The following is a 16849-nucleotide window of genomic DNA, read 5'->3' as shown; positions in this document are numbered from 1 at the left end:
GGTCGTGCCGGATCTCCGTCGATGGGGACGATGGGGCGGGTCGATCGTCGCGCTGGTGGGAGCCCTGATGGTGGGGTTCTCGGGCCTGCTGGCGAACCCGACTGCGCTGATCGTCGATGGGGAACGATCCTGGATCGACGAGGGGTACCGAACGGGTGATCGACCGATTGGGAACGACCTGACCGGACTGTTCCTTCCCCGATTCCTCTGGCAGAGCGACCACTGGCGATCGTTCGGCACGATTCCGCAGTGGGATCCTCATGGCTTTGCCGGTCGGCCCAATGTGGGAAACCCGCAAGCGGGGAACTGGTATCCGCCGATCTGGCTCGCCTGGTCGTGGGGGGAGCCGTCGGCCCTGGGTTGGCTGACGGTGGGGCATTTGCTCTGGCTGGGGCTCGGCGGGGTTGTCCTGGGGCGAGGGGTCGGCCTTGGCCCCCTGGCGGCAACGGTTTCGGGCGTGGTCGTGATGTTGAACCCTTATATCATCGCGCAGATCATTGAAGGACATCTTCCTCATCTCTGGTCGGTGAGTTGGTACCCCTGGACCTTGGTTGGTGCGCTCTGGTTGAGAAAGGGCCAATGGACTGCCGGGCTGCTCTTGCCACTGGGATTGGCTTGCTCGGTGATGACGGGGCATCCGCAAGAGGGGATCTATCTCGGACTGGTGCTGGCGGCCTGGGCCGCGTGGGATGCGTTCCGCTCGTTGGCGACGCTGAGGCGTCACCCTCTGCGGAAGGTTCGACCGGCGGGGGATGCCCGAGAGGACGCCTGGCGTCTGGGACGATGGGGTCTTGCGTTTCTGCTCGCTCTGGGGCTTTCGGCCGTGGAGTGGGTGCCGGTCTTGTCTGCAAGAGCCTGGGCGGCCGGGCCGATGGGGGGAGAAGGGGGGGGAGGTGCGAGCCTGTATCATCTGTGGCCATCGAACCTGATGCAACTGATTTCGCCAAGGATCCTCGGGGGGCCGTCCTCGTACATGGGTCGGGGGAATTTGTGGGAAACGATGCTCTCGGTGGGCTGGGCACCTCTGGTTCTGCTCGTGCTGGGCGTGGCAGCTTATCCTGATCGTCGAGCGGTCTGGGGCTGGTTTGCTCTGATGGGGATGAGTCTCTGGTTCGCCGGAGGGCGGTCGCTGGGGCTCGCCGCGGTCGTGTCAGGAATTCCGGGATTGGAAGCTGCGCGGGTTCCGGCTCGCTCGCTCTTTGTGGTCGTCACGGCGGCCTCGGTGCTGGCTGGAATGGGCATGGAGGTGATTGGTTCGGTCGTTGATCGTCGCCAAATTGTGCGATGGGCAAGAAATTATGGAAAATTTCTTGCGCTTGTGTGTTTTGTGGTGGCGGGAGGAGTGTGGGCCAGCCTGGTTCCGGAAGAGCGTGGGGCACAGGGAAGGGGGATTGGTCGCTCGTTGTGGTTCCTGGCCACCCGGCACCTTGCGCAGGACGGTTTGACCCTGACGACGATCGCGGGGGTGGGGGCCGCGTTCTGCTGGCGTGTCCTTCGCCCAGAGCGCGGGGCAAAGGCGGCGATGTTGATGGCGGGGATCGTCATTCTAGAATTGTCGCTCTCGACCGTGATGGCGGTGCCGATCTGTTCGGTCAACCGGTTTCTTGAACGCGATGCGGTGTCGGAGGCACTGGACCGACATCGTCCGGAGGGGCCGTTCCGCGTTCGGGCCAGAGACACGTTTTACTCCGATCTGCATGCCTGGCGCGATGGAATTGAAAAAACAAACATCGGTGACTTATTTCAGATTCGCCATGCAGCGGAGGTGACTCGACCGCTTTATCCGGTGTTTCAGGAGCCGGAGGCCCCGTTTCCTCGCCACCTCGATGCCGATCTTGCGAACGCGATTCTGGACTGCATGGGGGTGGCCCTGTTGGTCAGTGATCGACCACCTCGACTGGAGGTCGGGCCGGTGATTGAGTCGGGGAGGAGAGGGGGGGCTCGCTTTGAGCTGACTGAGAATCCGGGCGCCTTGCCGAGAGCCTGGGTGGTTCCAGAGGTCGACGTCGTCAACCCGTCTCGAACTTTGGAACGCCTGGCCGAGGTCGATCCCCGATCGGTCGTGGTGATGACGACTGATCCGATGCGGGGGATCGCGGGGGCCCGGCAACCATTCACCCCGGTCGAGTACCGACAAGAGCATCCTGATCGGATCATCCTTCGCGTGACGACCGAGGCGCCGGGCCTGATGGTGGTGGCCGACACCTGGATGCCGGGCTGGCAAGCAACGCTGAATGGCCGGGCCGTGCCGTTGGACCGAGGCGATCATGCGTTCCGGGTTGTGGCCTTGCCCGACCCGGGAAACATCGAAGTGGTGATGAGGTATCACGCTCCCGGGCTGGCGATTGGTGGGATCCTTTCGTCGGGGGCGGGGGTGGTGCTGATGGTCATCGGCCTCAGGACGTTGGTTCAGAGGGTGTTTCGCCGATGGGGCTGACCCGGATCTTGTGGACGCGATTGGCCGAGCCATCAACCACGGTGAAGCGGTAGCTATCCCACTCAAGCGAAGCGCCCACGGCGGGGATATGGCCGAGCTGGGTGATGACGAACCCGGCAACCGTATGGTAATCGCCCGGCGGCAGGTCGCGGTGCATGACGTGGTCGCGTAAGGCGTCGGCCGGGAGCATCCCGTCGACAATCCAGGAGCCGTCGGGGTGCGGCACGGCCCGAGGGCCGGGAGATTCTCCGGGGCCGGGAAGATCGCCGACGATGGCTTCGAGCAGGTCGGTCAGGGTCAGCACGCCTTCGACCGAGCCGTATTCGTCGAGGACCACGGCAAAGTGATGGCCGGTTTTCTGGAAGGTGTCGAGGATCTTGAGTCCTCGGGTTCCTTCGTAGAGGAACAGAGGGATCGCCAGGTGTCCTTTCAACGAGACGGCGTGTTCGGAGAGGCCAAGCGCAAGCAAGTCCTTGACGCGGACGATTCCGAGCACGTCGTCGATCGATCCGTTGCAGACCGGGAAGCTGGAGTGAGGACTCGTGGTGACCTTGCGCCGGATCTCCTCGGGAGAGTCGGCAATGTCGAGCCAGACGACCTCACTGCGAGGGGTCATCAGCACGCCGGCTCGACGATCTCCGAGGCGGAGGACGCCGCGAATCATGTCGTGCTCGACCGGCTCGAAGACGCCGTGCTCGATTCCCTGGAGGATCATCTGCTTGACGTCCTCGTCGGTCACGGGGGGCTCGGTGCTTTGACGGATGCCGATCGCGTAGAGCACGAGATCCGTCGAACCACTGAGTAACCGGATCAGGGGCACCGTGATTCGAGCAAGGCGTCGGAGGGTCGGAGCCGTGAATCGGGCGATCCGCTCGGGAGCCGCAAGCGCGATGCGCTTCGGCACAAGCTCTCCCAGAATCAGCGTGGCGTAGGTGATGCCGACGACCACGACTCCCAGCGCGATCGGCTCGGCAGAATCGTCGATGGCCGGAAGCGGGCGAAGGGCCTTTGCCAGTGGCTCCGCCAGCGTGGCGCCGCCGAAGGCTCCGGCGAGCGTGCCGATCAGGGTGATCCCGATCTGCACGGTGGAGAGAAACCGATTCGGGTCCTCGGCCAGTTCCAGGGCAGCCTGGGCGCGGCGGTCCCCGGTCTTGGCCAGCGCATCAAGCCGCCCCTTCCGCGCCGACACGATTGCCAGTTCCGAGGTTGAAAATGCGCCGTTGGCCAGGATCAAGGCGAGCAAGCCCGCCAGTTCGAACCATGGCACGAGGGTTTCTCCGAAAGGAAGGGATTCTGGGCCAGGCCCTTTGGAGGCCAGCCGCGGGGTTAGGCGATGCGAGCCGGGTCGAGGATCGGGGGATCGACGATCATACCCATCCCATCCGCTTGCGGACAAACCATTCCACGCCAAGGGTGCCGACGAAGCAGATCAGGAACGGCCAGTTGTCCCAGAGGCGGTACTCAACCTGCGTTTCGACCCGGCTGAACGATTCGGGGTCGAGGTCGTCGAGATAACGGTCAAGCTGTTCGGGACGGAGGAACTGGCCACCGGTCAACTCCGAAAGTTGCTGCAAGAGCGCGATGTTGGCCGCGGGATTTTCCAGTTCCAGGTCATCCTGGAAGACGAGGAATCGAGAGGTGGCTCGGCCGATCTCGTTGCCATTGGCGTCGGTGGCGATGACCTCGACGCCGTATATTCCCGGATCACCCGAAGCAGCGTAGGTGCCTCGGGCACGCTCATCCTGAACGAACAGATCGACCGGAACGGCGGCCGCTCCTCCAGGAGGACGAACGAGGGCCTGGTATCGGGCGTCGGGGATCGGTTGGTCCTGATCGTCCCGGGCGAGGGCCGACAGTTCGACCGCCCCACCGATGGCCACGCGACGGCGATCGAGCCGCAATTCGACGCGGGATTGCCCCTGATCTTCCTGGTGGGCGAGCCAGAGGATTGTCTGCCGCCAGAATTTGCGGTGGGCTTCCTGGCTGGCTTCCGAGGCGCGATACCAGGGCCAGGTTTCGCCGCCGAAGGCGATCACCCGCCCTCGGCCGTCCTGGGCGACCATCAATGGCTCACGATCTGGGGTCTGTGCCCAGACGACGGCCGATTGCTTCGGGCGGCCGAGTCGGCTGGCGCCGGGGATCGGCGGGAGTTGTTCCCAGGTGCTGGCCGTCTCGGCCTGGGTCGGGCCGAGCTGCAAGACGTAGTTGTCGAGGGCCTGCGGGTTGGGAACGACCTGAAGTCCGTCGTCGGGCTCGATCTGACCATCGCCACTTCGCATGATCGTCGGGAGAACTTCGGCCAGGGGGCTTGCTCCCCAGCCACCGTCACCGAAACTGTCGCGTCCACCAAGCATGATCAGGCCGGCACCGGCCTGGACGGCTCGGGCGAGCAACCGCTGCTGGTTCGGTGAGAGGAACTCGGCCGGAACGTCACCAAGAATGTACACATCATGAGATCCGGGGGCAAACGCTTCGTCGGGGATGGCAGGTTGACCGCCGCGGCCGGGGCCGAGAATCACGTTGAGGTTCGCCTGGATTTCCCGGGAGGCATCGAGCGCTCGAGTCACGAACTTCCCTTCCCAGATCGTTCCAGGTCCCTGCAGGTGCAAGACGTTAAGCCCGCCGGGCAAGACGCTGACGAAGGTGCTGAAGCTGTTGTTCGAGTCGATCAACTCTCCCTCTCGCGAGGCGACCTGGACGGTGAGTAACTGCTCTCCCGCGGTCTGCGGGGCGAACCGCATGGGAGGGGTGGTCACCACCTCCGAGTCGGCCGGCACCTGGACGGTCGTTCGGGCGACGGGCTGCCCGAAGCCTTCGGCCCGCAGCTCGACCTCCACCTCCTGACCGGCGTAGCCCCGAACCCGGAGCGCCCCGCGGACCTCCATCTCGTTCTTCACGAAGATGGCTTCGGGAGCCTGCACTCCGGTCACGGCGATGTCTCGGGAGCCGGCCCCGGCCGCGGCCGACCCGAAGCCGACCGCCGTGATCGGCACCCCTTGAGCCCGGAGGTTCTGCGCGGCCGTCAAGGGGGCGACCCCACCATTCGAGGCTCCGTCGGACATGACCACGACCGAGGCGATCGGCGCCCCGCTTTCCCGGCGCACGGCTTCCAGCAACGAGGCGCCGAGCGTCGTTTGCAAGCCGTCCGGCTCGGTCATGTCGTCCGAGGGCAGGCCGGGGTGCAACTCACGGTCAAAGCGATAGAATTTCACGGCGAGGCCCGAGTCGGGATCGGTCGAGGTGTCCCCCAAAACCTCCTGCGATCGGTCGAGGGCGCGGCGGGCCATCTCCCATCGGCTGCGATTATTGGCCTCATCATTGATCTTCATGCTGGTCGAGCTGTCGACGAGGAAGATCAACGAGACTTGCTGCTTGACCCGTTGCATGATCAGGACCGAGGGCCTGACGCACGCCAGGAGGGCCAGAAGCACCGCAACCATACGCAGGCCCACGACCAGATATTTGCGCCGGTCGGTGCTGTCTCTCAGTCGTTTTCGGTACGGCCAGAGCGTCAGCGATACGACGGCGGCCGCGGCCAGAACGACCACGGCCCAGTGTCCGATCGGGCTGAGACTCAGGCTGATGCGTTCGCTCATCGCGTCGGTCTACACAAAAGGGGTCGGGGAGTCGAGTCGATCGGTCGCGGCGGTCGAGCAGGTCGTCGGTCACGTCATGCGGCGGCTCGTGCGGGGGCTGGGCTCGCGGCGGCGTGCTCGCGGTGGAAGCGGTTGGCCAGGTAATTTTCCGCGGTCAACAGGACGAGGATCAGGATCATGAGCCAGGGGAAGATCTCGCGGCCGACCCGGGCGGTTCGTTGCACGCGGTCGATGGCGTCGGGCGAGTCCGCCAGGGCGAAGGTCTCGGGGTCGCCGAGCAACGCCTCGAGTTCTTCCGCCTGGAGGGGGCGGTAGTTCGCCTCCTCGGGCCGGGGGTTGATGCTGAAGCCGAGCCTTGGTTGCTCGCTTGCCGCTGCGTTTCCGCGAGTTGGCAAGACAGTCCACTGGCCGAGCGCCTCGGGCCCCTCGACGATCAGCTCGGACACGTCGCGGTCGGGGTTGATTCGTTCGTTGAGCTGATCGGTCGGCCCCTGGACGAGGTAGCTGGCCGCGCGGACCGAGGGTTCGAGGGGAAGGATGACGATTTCCCCGGCCTCGTAGTTCAATCGCGATCCCGAGGCACCGGCCAGGTAGGGCACGGTGCGCTGCATCAGGGCCAGGAAGGACCAGCCGGCCAGAGGGTTCGGAAACTCGTTCCAGGCGTCAGGATCGTCGGGGGTCGGCCGACGGGACAGGGGGGTCGTCCAGAGCAAGACCCGTCCGACCTGCGGGCCGTCAAAGGTCGCCTCGATCAGGGCCGGTGCGCCGTCCTGATAGGTCAGGAGCGGACGGACGTAGGGAGCGTCGATCGGTCGAAACTCCCGATAGGTAAAGACGGGGATGTTGGCCAGGTCGGCGGCGATCTCCCTCGTGTAGGGGAAGAACAATGGGTGGCTCGGATCGACCAGATCGCCGAACGCCGTGCCGCCGGACGGGGAGACGGGGTCTCCCGGCTGGCCGGGAATCACGGTTCGAGCGGCCTCAGACGTGTATTCCGCCGGATCGGTATTCCGGCCGAGGGCGACCACCAACCCACCGCCATTACGGACGTAGGCCGCCAGTTGTTCCCACGCCTGGGGCGAAAGCCGAGCGACATTGTTCATGACAAGGCATGAGTAGTTCGCCAACTCTCGGGGAATCCGGCCGTCGAATTGGTCGGTGCTGAGCGTCTCGACCCGGTTCGGAATGCCGGTGGCCTGCGGGTCAAGAGCCCCGGCGACGAAGGTGGCGTCGATGAACCGGGGCTCGTCGTCGGGGTCGGGATCGTAAAGGACCAGGACATCAAAGGCGGGGCTGGATTCGAACGTGACGAAACGTCGATCATCGAAAGGCAGGGGGTCGACCCCTTCCAGTCGCACCTCGGCCTGATGCAACCCGGCGTCGAGGCTTGCTGGAGTGCGGAAGATCACCTCGACCTGACCCTCGGCCGGCAGTTCCACGTCTTGCTGGCCGCGCTTCGAGCCATCGAGGAGGAACTCGGCAAGCCGGGTGGTCGCCGGGCCGGTGTTCCGGATCGTGGCGACGAGCTCGAAGGCTCGACGGCCGTCGGCTTCCGGCTCTGACGCGGGGCGGGCTTCCAGGCCGACGATGGCGGCGTTGCGGAACTCGTCGGGGGCGAGCCGGATGAGGTACGTCGCCGCCTCGCGCCCGGAGCGTTCCTTGATTCGATCCCGGCCGGGGATCGTCTGGCCGGGCTCCCACGACGATCGGGCCAGGTCGGTCAGGACATAGGCTTCGAGGCGGGGCAGGTCGCGTCGGCTCTCGGCCAGGGCCTCATACGCCCGTTCGAGCGAGAGGTTGAGCGAGCGGTTGGCGGCCCGCAGCTCCAGACCCTCCAGCCGCTTCCGCGCCGCCGAGGGGGATACCGCCGCCGGCACGGCCGGCACGCCGGAGTCGATCAGGTAGACCTGGCTGGATTCGGGAAGTTTGCGGAGAACCTGGTTGGCGACCTCTTTTGCCTCATCGAGTCGGGACTTACCCTGTTCGACGTAGCCCATCGAGAGGCTCGTATCGATGACCATCGCCAGCGCGGTCGGCACCTCGCGATCGCCGAGCGGGACGCGGGCATTGAGCGCCGGCCGGGCGAGGGCCAGGGCCATCAGGGCGACCAGGGCCATCCGGGCGAGTAGCAGGAGCCAGTTCTTGACCTTCAGCCGTTTGGTCGATCGCTGATGCCGTTGCTGGAGCAGGCGGAGGGCGGGAAAGACGATTCGCTTGGGCGTCTGGCGCATGACCAGATGAATGATCAAGGGGACGACCGCCAGGGCCGCTCCCGCCGCAAGGCCCGCGTGGATCAAGGAAATGTCCATGAGAAATCGTCGTCCCGATGCAACGCGAGGGATCAGCCCCGGGCTTGCCGGCTGAGGAGATAGCTCATCAACGCCTTATCAAACGGCATGCCGGTATGCAGCGGCACATAATCGATGCGGGCCGCGAGGCACTCTTTCCGGTAGCGCTGGCGGAAGGCCGCGAGTTCTTCCAGGTAGTCGGCTTTCATGGCATTGGCGTCGACCAGCAGTTTCTCGTGCGTTTCATTGTCTTCCAGCTCGACCATGCCGTCGAATGGGAACGAGTCTTCTGCCTCGTCGAGTACGTGAAAGAGGATGACATCGTGCCCGGAATAGCGGAGCCGGTACAGCGCCTTGAGGATCGGCTCGGGATCATCAAGAAGATCGCTGAAGAGCATGATTAAACCTTTGTGACGGATCATCCCCGCGAGCTGGTGCATGCACTTGGCCACGTCGGTCACGTCGGACGGACGAAGCCGGGCTAGCAAGGAGAGGATGTTCGTCAACTGCGTCCGCTTGCTCTTCGGGGCCAGGCTCTGGCGGATCTTGGTGTCGAAGGCGACCAGACCGACCGGGTCTTGCTGGTGAACCATCAGGTACGCCAGGGCCGCGGCCAGGCTGATGCAGTATTCGAACTTCGTGAGATCCTGCCGGTAGGTGTAGCCCATCGAGGCGGAGAGGTCCATCGCCAGGTAGCCGGTCAAGTTCGTCTCGGCTTCGAACTTTTTGATATAAAAGCGGTCGGTCTTGGCGAAGACGTTCCAGTCGATGTCGGAGATGTTATCGCCCGCGGTGTACTTGCGGTGCTCCGAAAATTCCACAGAGAAGCCGTGGAAGGGGCTGGCGTGCAGGCCGGCGATAAACCCCTCGACGATGAAACGCGCCCGCAGGTCGAGCCGCGCCACCTGGCGAATCACCTCGGGCTTCAGGTACTGTTCGGCCGTGACGGCCAAGGCTCGTCCTCCCGATCGGGCTAGGGGTTGAGATCGTGATCCTTCTCGTATTGTACCGGCCGTGACGCGAATCGGCTCGTTCGGAGCCTCAGAAAGTCGAGTTAAATGACCTCGTCGAGCGGAATCGCCAGGCCCGGCATCAATGGCGACTGGTAGATCTGCCCGCGCCGCAAGGTCCGGCGACGGTAACCGCGGGGGCCAAGCGTCAAAACCACGAATCGGCCAAGGAATCGATCGACGATCACGTATTCTCGGACACCAAGAGCGCGATATTCCCGACGCTTGCGCACATAATCGCGTTCTCGGGATTCCCGGTCCGGGCTGACGACCTCGAAGACGAGTTCCGGAATCCGATCCGGGCGTTCCGGGCCACCCTCGGGGCGGACGAGGTAGACCGCGATATCGGCGATCCGGTCAGTCCCGCCTCCGACCCGGATCCAGGCCTCGGAGACGACGAGTTCGATCACCCCCGGATGGGCGAGGCGAAAGGCGCCCAGGTGATCGCGGATCGGTTCGGAGCAGTCGTCGTGCTCCTTGCTGTCGGGTGACACGACGACCAGCCTCCCGGCCTCGCGTTCGTAAGTCCAGGGCTCGATGAAATCGGCCTCGGCGAACTCCTCGGCCGAAACGAATCGGCCGGCGTCGTCGGGACCGAGGAGCAGGGAGGTGCGTTGGGTCGACATGGGATGGGGCTCCCGACAAGGGGAGAATGGAGGCAAACGCCTTCCGGACGCAATCAGGCGGCACCGCCGCGGCGGTCGTACTTGGGCACGTCGGGCTCGCGGACTTCCTTGACGAGGCGATTGATCAGGTCGTCGGGGCTCATCCCCTCGGCCTGGGCCTGGAAGTTGGTGCTGATCCGGTGGCGAAGGACCGGGACGGCGACCTTGCGGATATCGTCGAGTGAGACACTAAAGCGACCGTCCATGGCGGCCATCGCCTTGCCGCCGAGGATCAGGTTTTGCCCGGCCCGGGGACCGGCCCCCCAGTCGATTAGCTCCTTGACGAACGCCGGCGCCTGCGGGTCGCCCGGGCGGGTGGCTCGGACGAGCTTGGCCACGTACTTCACCGCGTAGTCGGAGATCGGCACCGAGGTGATCAGCTTCTGAAGGTTCACGATCGCCTTGGCCGAGAGCACCTTGCGCAGTTCCGGGAATTCTCCCTTGGTCGTGGCCGAGAGGATCTTCTCTTCTTCCTCCTGGCTCGGGTAGCCGACCCGGATGTCGAACATGAAGCGGTCAAGCTGGGCCTCGGGCAAGGGGTAGGTCCCTTCCTGCTCGATCGGGTTCTGCGTGGCGATCACGAAGAACGGTTCAGGAAGTTTCATCGTTTCCTGGCCGACGGTGACCTCTCGCTCCTGCATGGCCTGGAGCAAGGCGGCCTGGGTCTTCGGCGGGGTTCGGTTGATCTCGTCGGCGAGGATGATGTTCGAGAAGATCGGGCCGGGGACGAACCGGAACGACCGGCGCCCGGTCTCGGGCTCCTCCAGCACGTTCGTGCCGGTGATGTCCGAGGGCATCAGGTCGGGCGTGAACTGGATGCGCTTGAAGCCGACGTCGAGGATCCGGGCCATCGAGCTGACGATCAAGGTCTTGGCCAGCCCCGGCACGCCGACCAGCAAGCAGTGGCCCCTCGTGAAGATGGCAGCCAGGATCAGCTCCAGCACGTCTCGCTGGCCGATGACCGACTTGCTCAGCTCGGTGATCATCACGTCTCGGGAGTTACGGAACTCGTCGAGCAATTGCGAAATCCGGTCGCCGGAGCTGGCCATACGTCGGTGTCCCAGGGGGCTTGGAAGAATCGAAGCAACAGGCGCGTCACCCCGCGATCACTCACGAGCAACGATTGCCAAAGGACGGGTCGGACCATTGTAGAGGTGCCGCAAGACCCGATTCAAGGATGGCATCACATCCGAGGCGTTTGCCTCGGATCGGGCAGCGTTGCCTGAACCTCGGGCGTTTCAAGCTGCAAGAGTCGGCTTCCCGCCGTGAAGTGGGCCAACCACCCTCGCTCGACACCTTCGCACCCTAATAATTGCGGGGCTTGAGGTTCGGATGCGGGGCCGCTTCGGAATCGTTCGGTTCCTCCAGGTTTCTCTCGGCCCTCCTCAGGGCTTGGTCCGCTGATTGCGAGAATTGGAGGCACCGAACACGAGGCCACTCAGGACCTCGACCGGTTTCCCAGGTTCCCGCGACATGGACCTGGCCAGCAATCGCTTTGTCTCGACCGGGCCAACGGAATCGTTCTGGTCGAGGACCCTCCTCCCTGCTTGGTCGCCAGCCCGTCACTCCCCGGGCGGTGTTCTGAGCCCAAGCCTGTTCCTCGCGCTCCTCCACGAGAGACAGGCCGTCGCAACGGATCGTTTCCCTCATCACACTCCGCGCGCACTGTCAGCGGCGGACCCTGCCCCATCCCTGCCTCGCCAGCCACGAGTGTCTTTCATGCTTCGAACTGTTCATTCCATGATTCGGCTTGCCTCAATGGTCGCGTTGCTGTTGTCGATTGGTGCGATTGGCCTCGGAAAGCTGTCGCCCAACGGCCTGGGAAGGACCCCGAGTTCCACGAATCTCCTTGGTGTCTCCACGTGCTATCGAGGAGCAGCCAGCGAGGGGTTGCAACTGTTTGACCTGGCCGGCGGACCGCCTCGCTCCCTCCCCCTGAGTTCTCAGGAACGCGTGGACCTGGCGACGGGTTCTCCCTGGGTCGATGCCTGGGATCAGGTTCACGTGGCCGGGCGCTGGCTGGTGATCGATCCGGAACTCGGTCTGACGGATTGCGGACTCAGTCGGGTGGCCATTCCTTCTGGAGAAGTGCTTGATCGCGTCTCCCTGGATCATTACCCGGTGTCTCCTCCCTGCTGGGGTGCCGGAACGACGGCCCGTGTCCTGTTCGTGGCCGGGGATGGCAATCTTTACCGCTACGATTTCGAGCCGATTTCCGGGTCCAGTGGTCTGGGCCTCAAGCCGGTGCGCTGGCATGTGGAATCGCCCGACGTGGAGAACCCAGTCCTGGTCGATGTCATGCGCCCCGAGCGACTGCTGTCTCCCGACCTCCTGATCGCCACCGTCATGTCTCGGAGTGCCAATGGAGGCCCGAACCGGGCAGACCACGACGAGATTTGGTGGCTCCGACTCAGCGAAGACGAGCAGACCATCATTGATTGCGGACCGATCACCCGCCCCGACCCTGAAGGGCTCGACGTGAGCCGCCGCCGCCCCTCCCTCGGGGTTCGAAGCGACGGATCGCTTTGCCTGGCTTACCTGAGCTGGAAGGGGACGCCCGAAGAACTCTACCTTCGGGTCCTTCCGGTTCGGCTCGACGAGCAGACCGGCACGCCGATCGCCGAGGCGACCCGTGGCAGGGTTCTGGCCGATTCCTGCCTGAACCACGCCCCCGTCTTCGTCGATGGTGGTTCCTCGCTCCTCGTGCAAACCCTTCAGGGTCGAGAACCCATGCCCCTGCGAGTTCCCCTCGACGACGGTTCTCATGATCCGACCCTCGCAGCCGTGGAACCCGTGATCGCCGGCGATCCTCTCTCCGGCCGTTGACCCTCGTGAGGGGAGCGTCTACACTTTGACAGTTGTCAGTGAAGCTCCCCGATCGATCCTGCAGGGAGGTCAAGCAGTCATGCGAGGTTCCGGGATTCGAGGGGTTGGGTTGCTCCTGGCGGCGTTCCTGGGCGTATTGAGCCTTGGCTCGATCGCTCCGGCGCGGGCCGAGGTCACGTCGGCACAGGTGGAACAGGCGATCCGAGACGGGATTCGCTTCCTGAAAGGGGAGCAACGTCCCGACGGGTCCTGGCCGGAATTCAACCCCCGATACGAAACCGGAACGACCTCGTTGGCCGCCCTTTCCCTGATGACGGCCGGGGTTCCGCCCGACGATCCGACCATCACCAGGGCCCTTGCGTTCCTGGAGCAATACTCCGCCAATCGCCTGGGTCAGGTTTACACCGTTTCCTTGCAGACGATGGCCTTCGCCGCGGCCGACCCCGATCGCTACCGCGTGCGCCTGAACGAGAACGTCAAGTGGCTCGAAGCCGCCCAGATTCAGCCGGATGACCGCGTGGATGGCGTGGGGGCCTGGTCCTACACGATCCAGAAAGGGCAGTCGGCCGATAATTCCAACGCACAATATGCCTTGCTGGGCTTGAACGCCGCGGCCGAGGTCGGCATCCCGGTCGATGATCGCGTCTGGCAACTGGCCCGGCAGTACTGGGAGCAATCGCAGCGGCTCAGCGGCGGCTGGGGGTACACCATGACCCCGAATAACCCCGTGACCGCCAGCATGACCACCGCCGGCATCTCCAGCCTGGTCATCACCGGCCTGCGGCGCATCCAGAGCCGGGAACTCCTCGTCGGCGAAGAGATCCGCAACTGTGGCGAAGGAGGCATCAACCCGAACATCCAGCGCGCCCTTGACTGGATGGGGGCCAACTTCCGCGTCGACACGAATCTCGGACGCGGAATGACCTGGAAATACTATTACCTCTATGGTCTTGAACGCGCCGGCCGATTGAGTGGCCAGCGCTATTTCGGCAGCCACGACTGGTACGTCGAAGGAGCCGAGGAACTGGTCAACCTCCAGGACAAGCTGCTCGGGAACTGGCCGAGGAACGCCGGCGAGGACAACCCGGTGATCACAACCAGTTTTTCCCTCCTGTTCCTGGCCAAGGGCCGCGCCCCGGTTCTCATCAATAACCTCCGCCACGGCGTCGGAGACAACTGGAATATTCACCGCGAGGGGGTTCGCAACCTGGTCGAGGCCGTGGCCGAAGACTGGGGCACCCTGCTGACCTGGCAGTCGGTCAATCCTGACTTCTCCTCGGTCGAGTCACTCCTACAGGCTCCCATCTGTTTCTTGAATTATCATGAGCCCATCGGTCTGGGAGAGGATGGCAAGGCGAATCTTCGGTCGTACGTCGAGCAGGGGGGCTTCCTGTTCGCCGAGGCATGTTGCGGTCTTGCCGAGCACGATCGAGGCTTCAAGGACCTCGTGCGGGACATCTTCCCGTCCGAACAGGGCTATGAGCTCAAGCCGTTGACCGCGGACCACCCCATCTATCGGTCGCGACACAAGCTGAGCCCCGACGTCGCCCCGCTGTGGGGGATCGACCTGGGGTGCCGCACGGTCCTGGTCTATAGTCCCAAGGATCTGTCCGGCTTCTGGAACTTTATGGCGGCTCAGCCCGACAATCCGGCCGTCTTGCGGGCGACCCGGATTGGTGAGAATGTGATTGACTATGCTACCGGTCGCGAGCCACCGCCCGATAAGCTCGTTCCGCGAGAGGTCATCGACTTCGATCTGGAACTCCCTCAGCGGGGAGCGTTGCAGATCGCCAAGCTTCGGCATGCCGGTGGCTGGAACGTCGCTCCGTTGTCGATCCCGAATCTCACGACGATCCTGCGCGAGCGGGTCGGCTATGACGTGGTGATCAATCACCGCGATTTGCTACCGTCCGATCCGAATTTGATCAATTTCCCCCTGGTTTATGTCCATGGCAATGCCGCGTTCAACATGTCGGAGTCGGATATCGAGGCGCTGCGTGCCCATCTCGACCCTGGAGGCGGCACCTTTTTCGCCGACGCTGCCTGCGGCAGCCCAGCCTTCGACACCGCCTTCCGCCGATTTGTCGAAGCGTTGCTTCCCGGCAAGGAGCTTGAGGTCATTCCCCCGGACGACGACCTCTACACCACCCGGGTTGGCTTCGACCTCTCCGACGTGCAGTACACGAAGGCCGCCGGGGGTGGTCAGGACCGACCTCGTCTGGAAGGGGTCAAGATCGACGGTCACTGGGCGATCATTTACTCCCCTTACGACATCGGCTGCGCCCTCGAACGCCAGCAAGGGCTCGACTGCAAGGGCTACACTCATGAAAGCGCCATGCGGATTGCGGCGAACATCGTGATCTATTCCACCTTGCCCTGAGGCCGCCTCATGCTGGGAAAAACCGGGGTTGGCTTCATCCTTGCGACTCCCTGGTGCGTTCCTTGATACTGGTGCTCCTGAGGTTATCGGGCGAGTCGAGGTGTCTGCCTCGGCCGCCCGTTCGCATCTGGCACCCAGGGGAACGTTCTCATGCGACGCGCAACTCGTCGAACTATTCGAACCTGGATCGTGGTGATTCCGGCCCTGCTGGCGGCCGGGCTGATGACCGGCCTTGCTCGCGAGGGGTTCGCGGCGGAACTTCGGGTCGGCGCGACCACGATCAGTATCACGCCCGATCGCCCGGTCCCCCTCTCGGGGCAGATGACCACCCGGATCGCTCGGAACGTGGAAACCCCCGTCACCGCCACTGCTCTGGCTTTGGAATCGCGTGACGGGGACCAGGTGATCGACCAGGCAATCCTTGTCTCCTGCGAGTTGGTCGCCATCCGGGAAGGAATCATCGAGCAGGTCCGCGAACACCTGGCGGATCGGCTCCCGGATTTCGACCCGATGAAGCTTGTCCTGAGCGCCACCCATACCCATACGGCCCCGGTGATGGCGGAAGACCGTTACGAGTTGCCCGACGACGACACGATCGTCTCGCCGACCGAGTATGTCGCCTTCCTCGTCGATCGGATTGTCGAGGCGTCGACCGAGGCCTGGGAGTCCCGTCAGCCTGCCGGGGTTGGTTGGGGACTGGGTCACGCCGTCGTTGCCCAGAATCGCCGTTCGGTTTACGCCGATGGTCGGTCGGTGATGTATGGTCGCACGAATCAGGATGATTTTGTTGGAATCGAAGGCTACGAAGACCACGGCGTCGAGGTCCTTTTCTTCTGGGACAAGGATGAATCGCTGATCGCAACCGCCATCAACGTCGCCTGCCCTGCTCAGGAGGTCGAGAGCCGATCGGCCGTGAACGCCGACTTCTGGCATTCGGTTCGTCAACAACTTCGCGAGCGTCACGGAGAGAACCTGGCCATTCTCGGGTGGATTGGGGCGGCCGGCGATCAGTCGCCTCACCTGATGATACGTAAAGACGCCGAGGAACGGATGCGGAGGCTTCGCGGTCTCGATCGCCTCGACGAGATCGCCCGCCGCATCGTTCACGCCTGGGACGAGGCGTACGAAGGGGCCCGGCAAGAGATCGTCACCGATCTCCCGCTGGTCCACACGGTCAAAACCATTGAGCTGCCGGTTCGACTGGTGACGGACGAGGAAGTTGCCGAGGCCACCCGAGAGGTCGAGTCGCTCTCCGCCGACCCAGCCCAGAAGCGCCGGATGCTCTGGCACCAGGCGGTGCTCGATCGTTACGAGCAACAACAGTCCGGTTCCGTCCCGCCTTACGAGATGGAGCTGCACGTCATTCGGGTCGGCGACGTTGCGATCGCCACAAACCCGTTCGAGCTGTTCACCGAGTACGGCATCCGAATGAAGGCCCGCAGTCCGTCCTTGCAGACCTTCGTCATTCAGCTCGCAGGGCCGGGATCCTACCTGCCCACCGCGTTCGCTGTCCAAGGTGGCGGATATAGTGCGATCGTTCAGAGCAGCAAGGTCGGCCCGAAGGGGGGCGACGAACTGGTTGAGCGCACGGTCGAGGCGATCAAGGCGCTCTGGCCCGAAGATTGATCGGAGTGGAATCGGCACTGG

10 protein-coding genes are annotated in these 16849 nt (G+C 64.1%); 4 read left to right on the top strand and 6 right to left on the bottom strand.

The annotated features are described in order from the left end of the window. The first annotated feature begins 4 nt into the window (after positions 1–4). On the top strand, positions 5–2437 hold the full coding sequence (locus tag GA615_RS10205; protein ID WP_152051197.1) for a hypothetical protein: 2433 nt from the start codon (positions 5–7) through the stop codon (positions 2435–2437). Here GA615_RS10205 and GA615_RS10200 read toward each other — a convergent pair. From GA615_RS10200 to GA615_RS10175, 6 genes are all read right to left on the bottom strand, one after another. Then, the gene (locus GA615_RS10200) at positions 2397–3704 is read right to left on the bottom strand and encodes a hemolysin family protein (RefSeq protein ID WP_152051196.1); all 1308 of its coding nucleotides are present in this window, start codon (positions 3702–3704) and stop codon (positions 2397–2399) included. The two genes, GA615_RS10205 and GA615_RS10200, sit on opposite strands and share 41 nt — an antisense overlap. Positions 3705–3804: 100 nt before the next feature. Further along, the gene (locus GA615_RS10195) at positions 3805–6033 is read right to left on the bottom strand and encodes a glutamine amidotransferase (protein WP_152051195.1); all 2229 of its coding nucleotides are present in this window, start codon (positions 6031–6033) and stop codon (positions 3805–3807) included. A 74-nt stretch (positions 6034–6107) separates the two neighbouring features. Beyond that, positions 6108–8342 carry a BatA domain-containing protein gene (locus tag GA615_RS10190; protein ID WP_152051194.1) on the bottom strand — a complete coding sequence of 745 codons (2235 nt, stop codon included), beginning with the start codon at positions 8340–8342 and terminating at the stop codon, positions 6108–6110. Positions 8343–8374: 32 nt separating this feature from the next. Beyond that, positions 8375–9274 (bottom strand): DUF58 domain-containing protein, encoded by a 900-nt coding sequence (locus GA615_RS10185; protein ID WP_152051193.1) that lies wholly within the window; start codon positions 9272–9274, stop codon positions 8375–8377. A gap of 101 nt (positions 9275–9375) precedes the next feature. Continuing rightward, entirely contained in the window at positions 9376–9957 is a 582-nt protein-coding gene (locus tag GA615_RS10180) for a Uma2 family endonuclease (protein ID WP_152051192.1), read from the bottom strand. Positions 9958–10010: 53 nt separating this feature from the next. Continuing rightward, the gene (locus GA615_RS10175; RefSeq protein ID WP_169977046.1) at positions 10011–11045 is read right to left on the bottom strand and encodes an AAA family ATPase; all 1035 of its coding nucleotides are present in this window, start codon (positions 11043–11045) and stop codon (positions 10011–10013) included. A 670-nt stretch (positions 11046–11715) separates the two neighbouring features. Between GA615_RS10175 and GA615_RS10170 the strand changes: the two genes are divergently transcribed. The 3 genes from GA615_RS10170 (at position 11716) to GA615_RS10160 (ending at position 16828) form a co-directional block, all read left to right on the top strand. Next, complete coding sequence (locus GA615_RS10170) at positions 11716–12822, top strand: hypothetical protein (protein WP_152051191.1); 1107 nt, start codon at positions 11716–11718, stop codon at positions 12820–12822. A 79-nt stretch (positions 12823–12901) separates the two neighbouring features. Continuing rightward, a complete protein-coding gene (locus tag GA615_RS10165) occupies positions 12902–15202 on the top strand; it encodes a DUF4159 domain-containing protein (RefSeq protein WP_201750155.1) in 2301 nt (766 codons plus the stop codon). Between the two features lie 150 nt (positions 15203–15352). Next, on the top strand, positions 15353–16828 hold the full coding sequence (locus GA615_RS10160; RefSeq protein WP_152051190.1) for a hypothetical protein: 1476 nt from the start codon (positions 15353–15355) through the stop codon (positions 16826–16828). Positions 16829–16849 lie beyond the last annotated feature (21 nt).

The sequence above is a fragment of the Tautonia marina genome (assembly GCF_009177065.1).
In the GTDB taxonomy this organism is placed as follows: domain Bacteria; phylum Planctomycetota; class Planctomycetia; order Isosphaerales; family Isosphaeraceae; genus Tautonia; species Tautonia marina.
This window is presented reverse-complemented; position numbering and strand designations above follow the sequence as displayed.

Coding starts and splice junctions, on each gene's coding strand:
- GA615_RS10195 (WP_152051195.1), bottom strand. CDS start 6,033: ATGAGCGAACGCATCAGCCTGAGTCTCAGCCCGATCGGACACTGGGCC.
- GA615_RS10190 (WP_152051194.1), bottom strand. CDS start 8,342: ATGGACATTTCCTTGATCCACGCGGGCCTTGCGGCGGGAGCGGCCCTG.
- GA615_RS10180 (WP_152051192.1), bottom strand. CDS start 9,957: ATGTCGACCCAACGCACCTCCCTGCTCCTCGGTCCCGACGACGCCGGC.
- GA615_RS10175 (WP_169977046.1), bottom strand. CDS start 11,045: ATGGCCAGCTCCGGCGACCGGATTTCGCAATTGCTCGACGAGTTCCGT.
- GA615_RS10170 (WP_152051191.1), top strand. CDS start 11,716: ATGCTTCGAACTGTTCATTCCATGATTCGGCTTGCCTCAATGGTCGCG.
- GA615_RS10165 (WP_201750155.1), top strand. CDS start 12,902: ATGCGAGGTTCCGGGATTCGAGGGGTTGGGTTGCTCCTGGCGGCGTTC.
- GA615_RS10160 (WP_152051190.1), top strand. CDS start 15,353: ATGCGACGCGCAACTCGTCGAACTATTCGAACCTGGATCGTGGTGATT.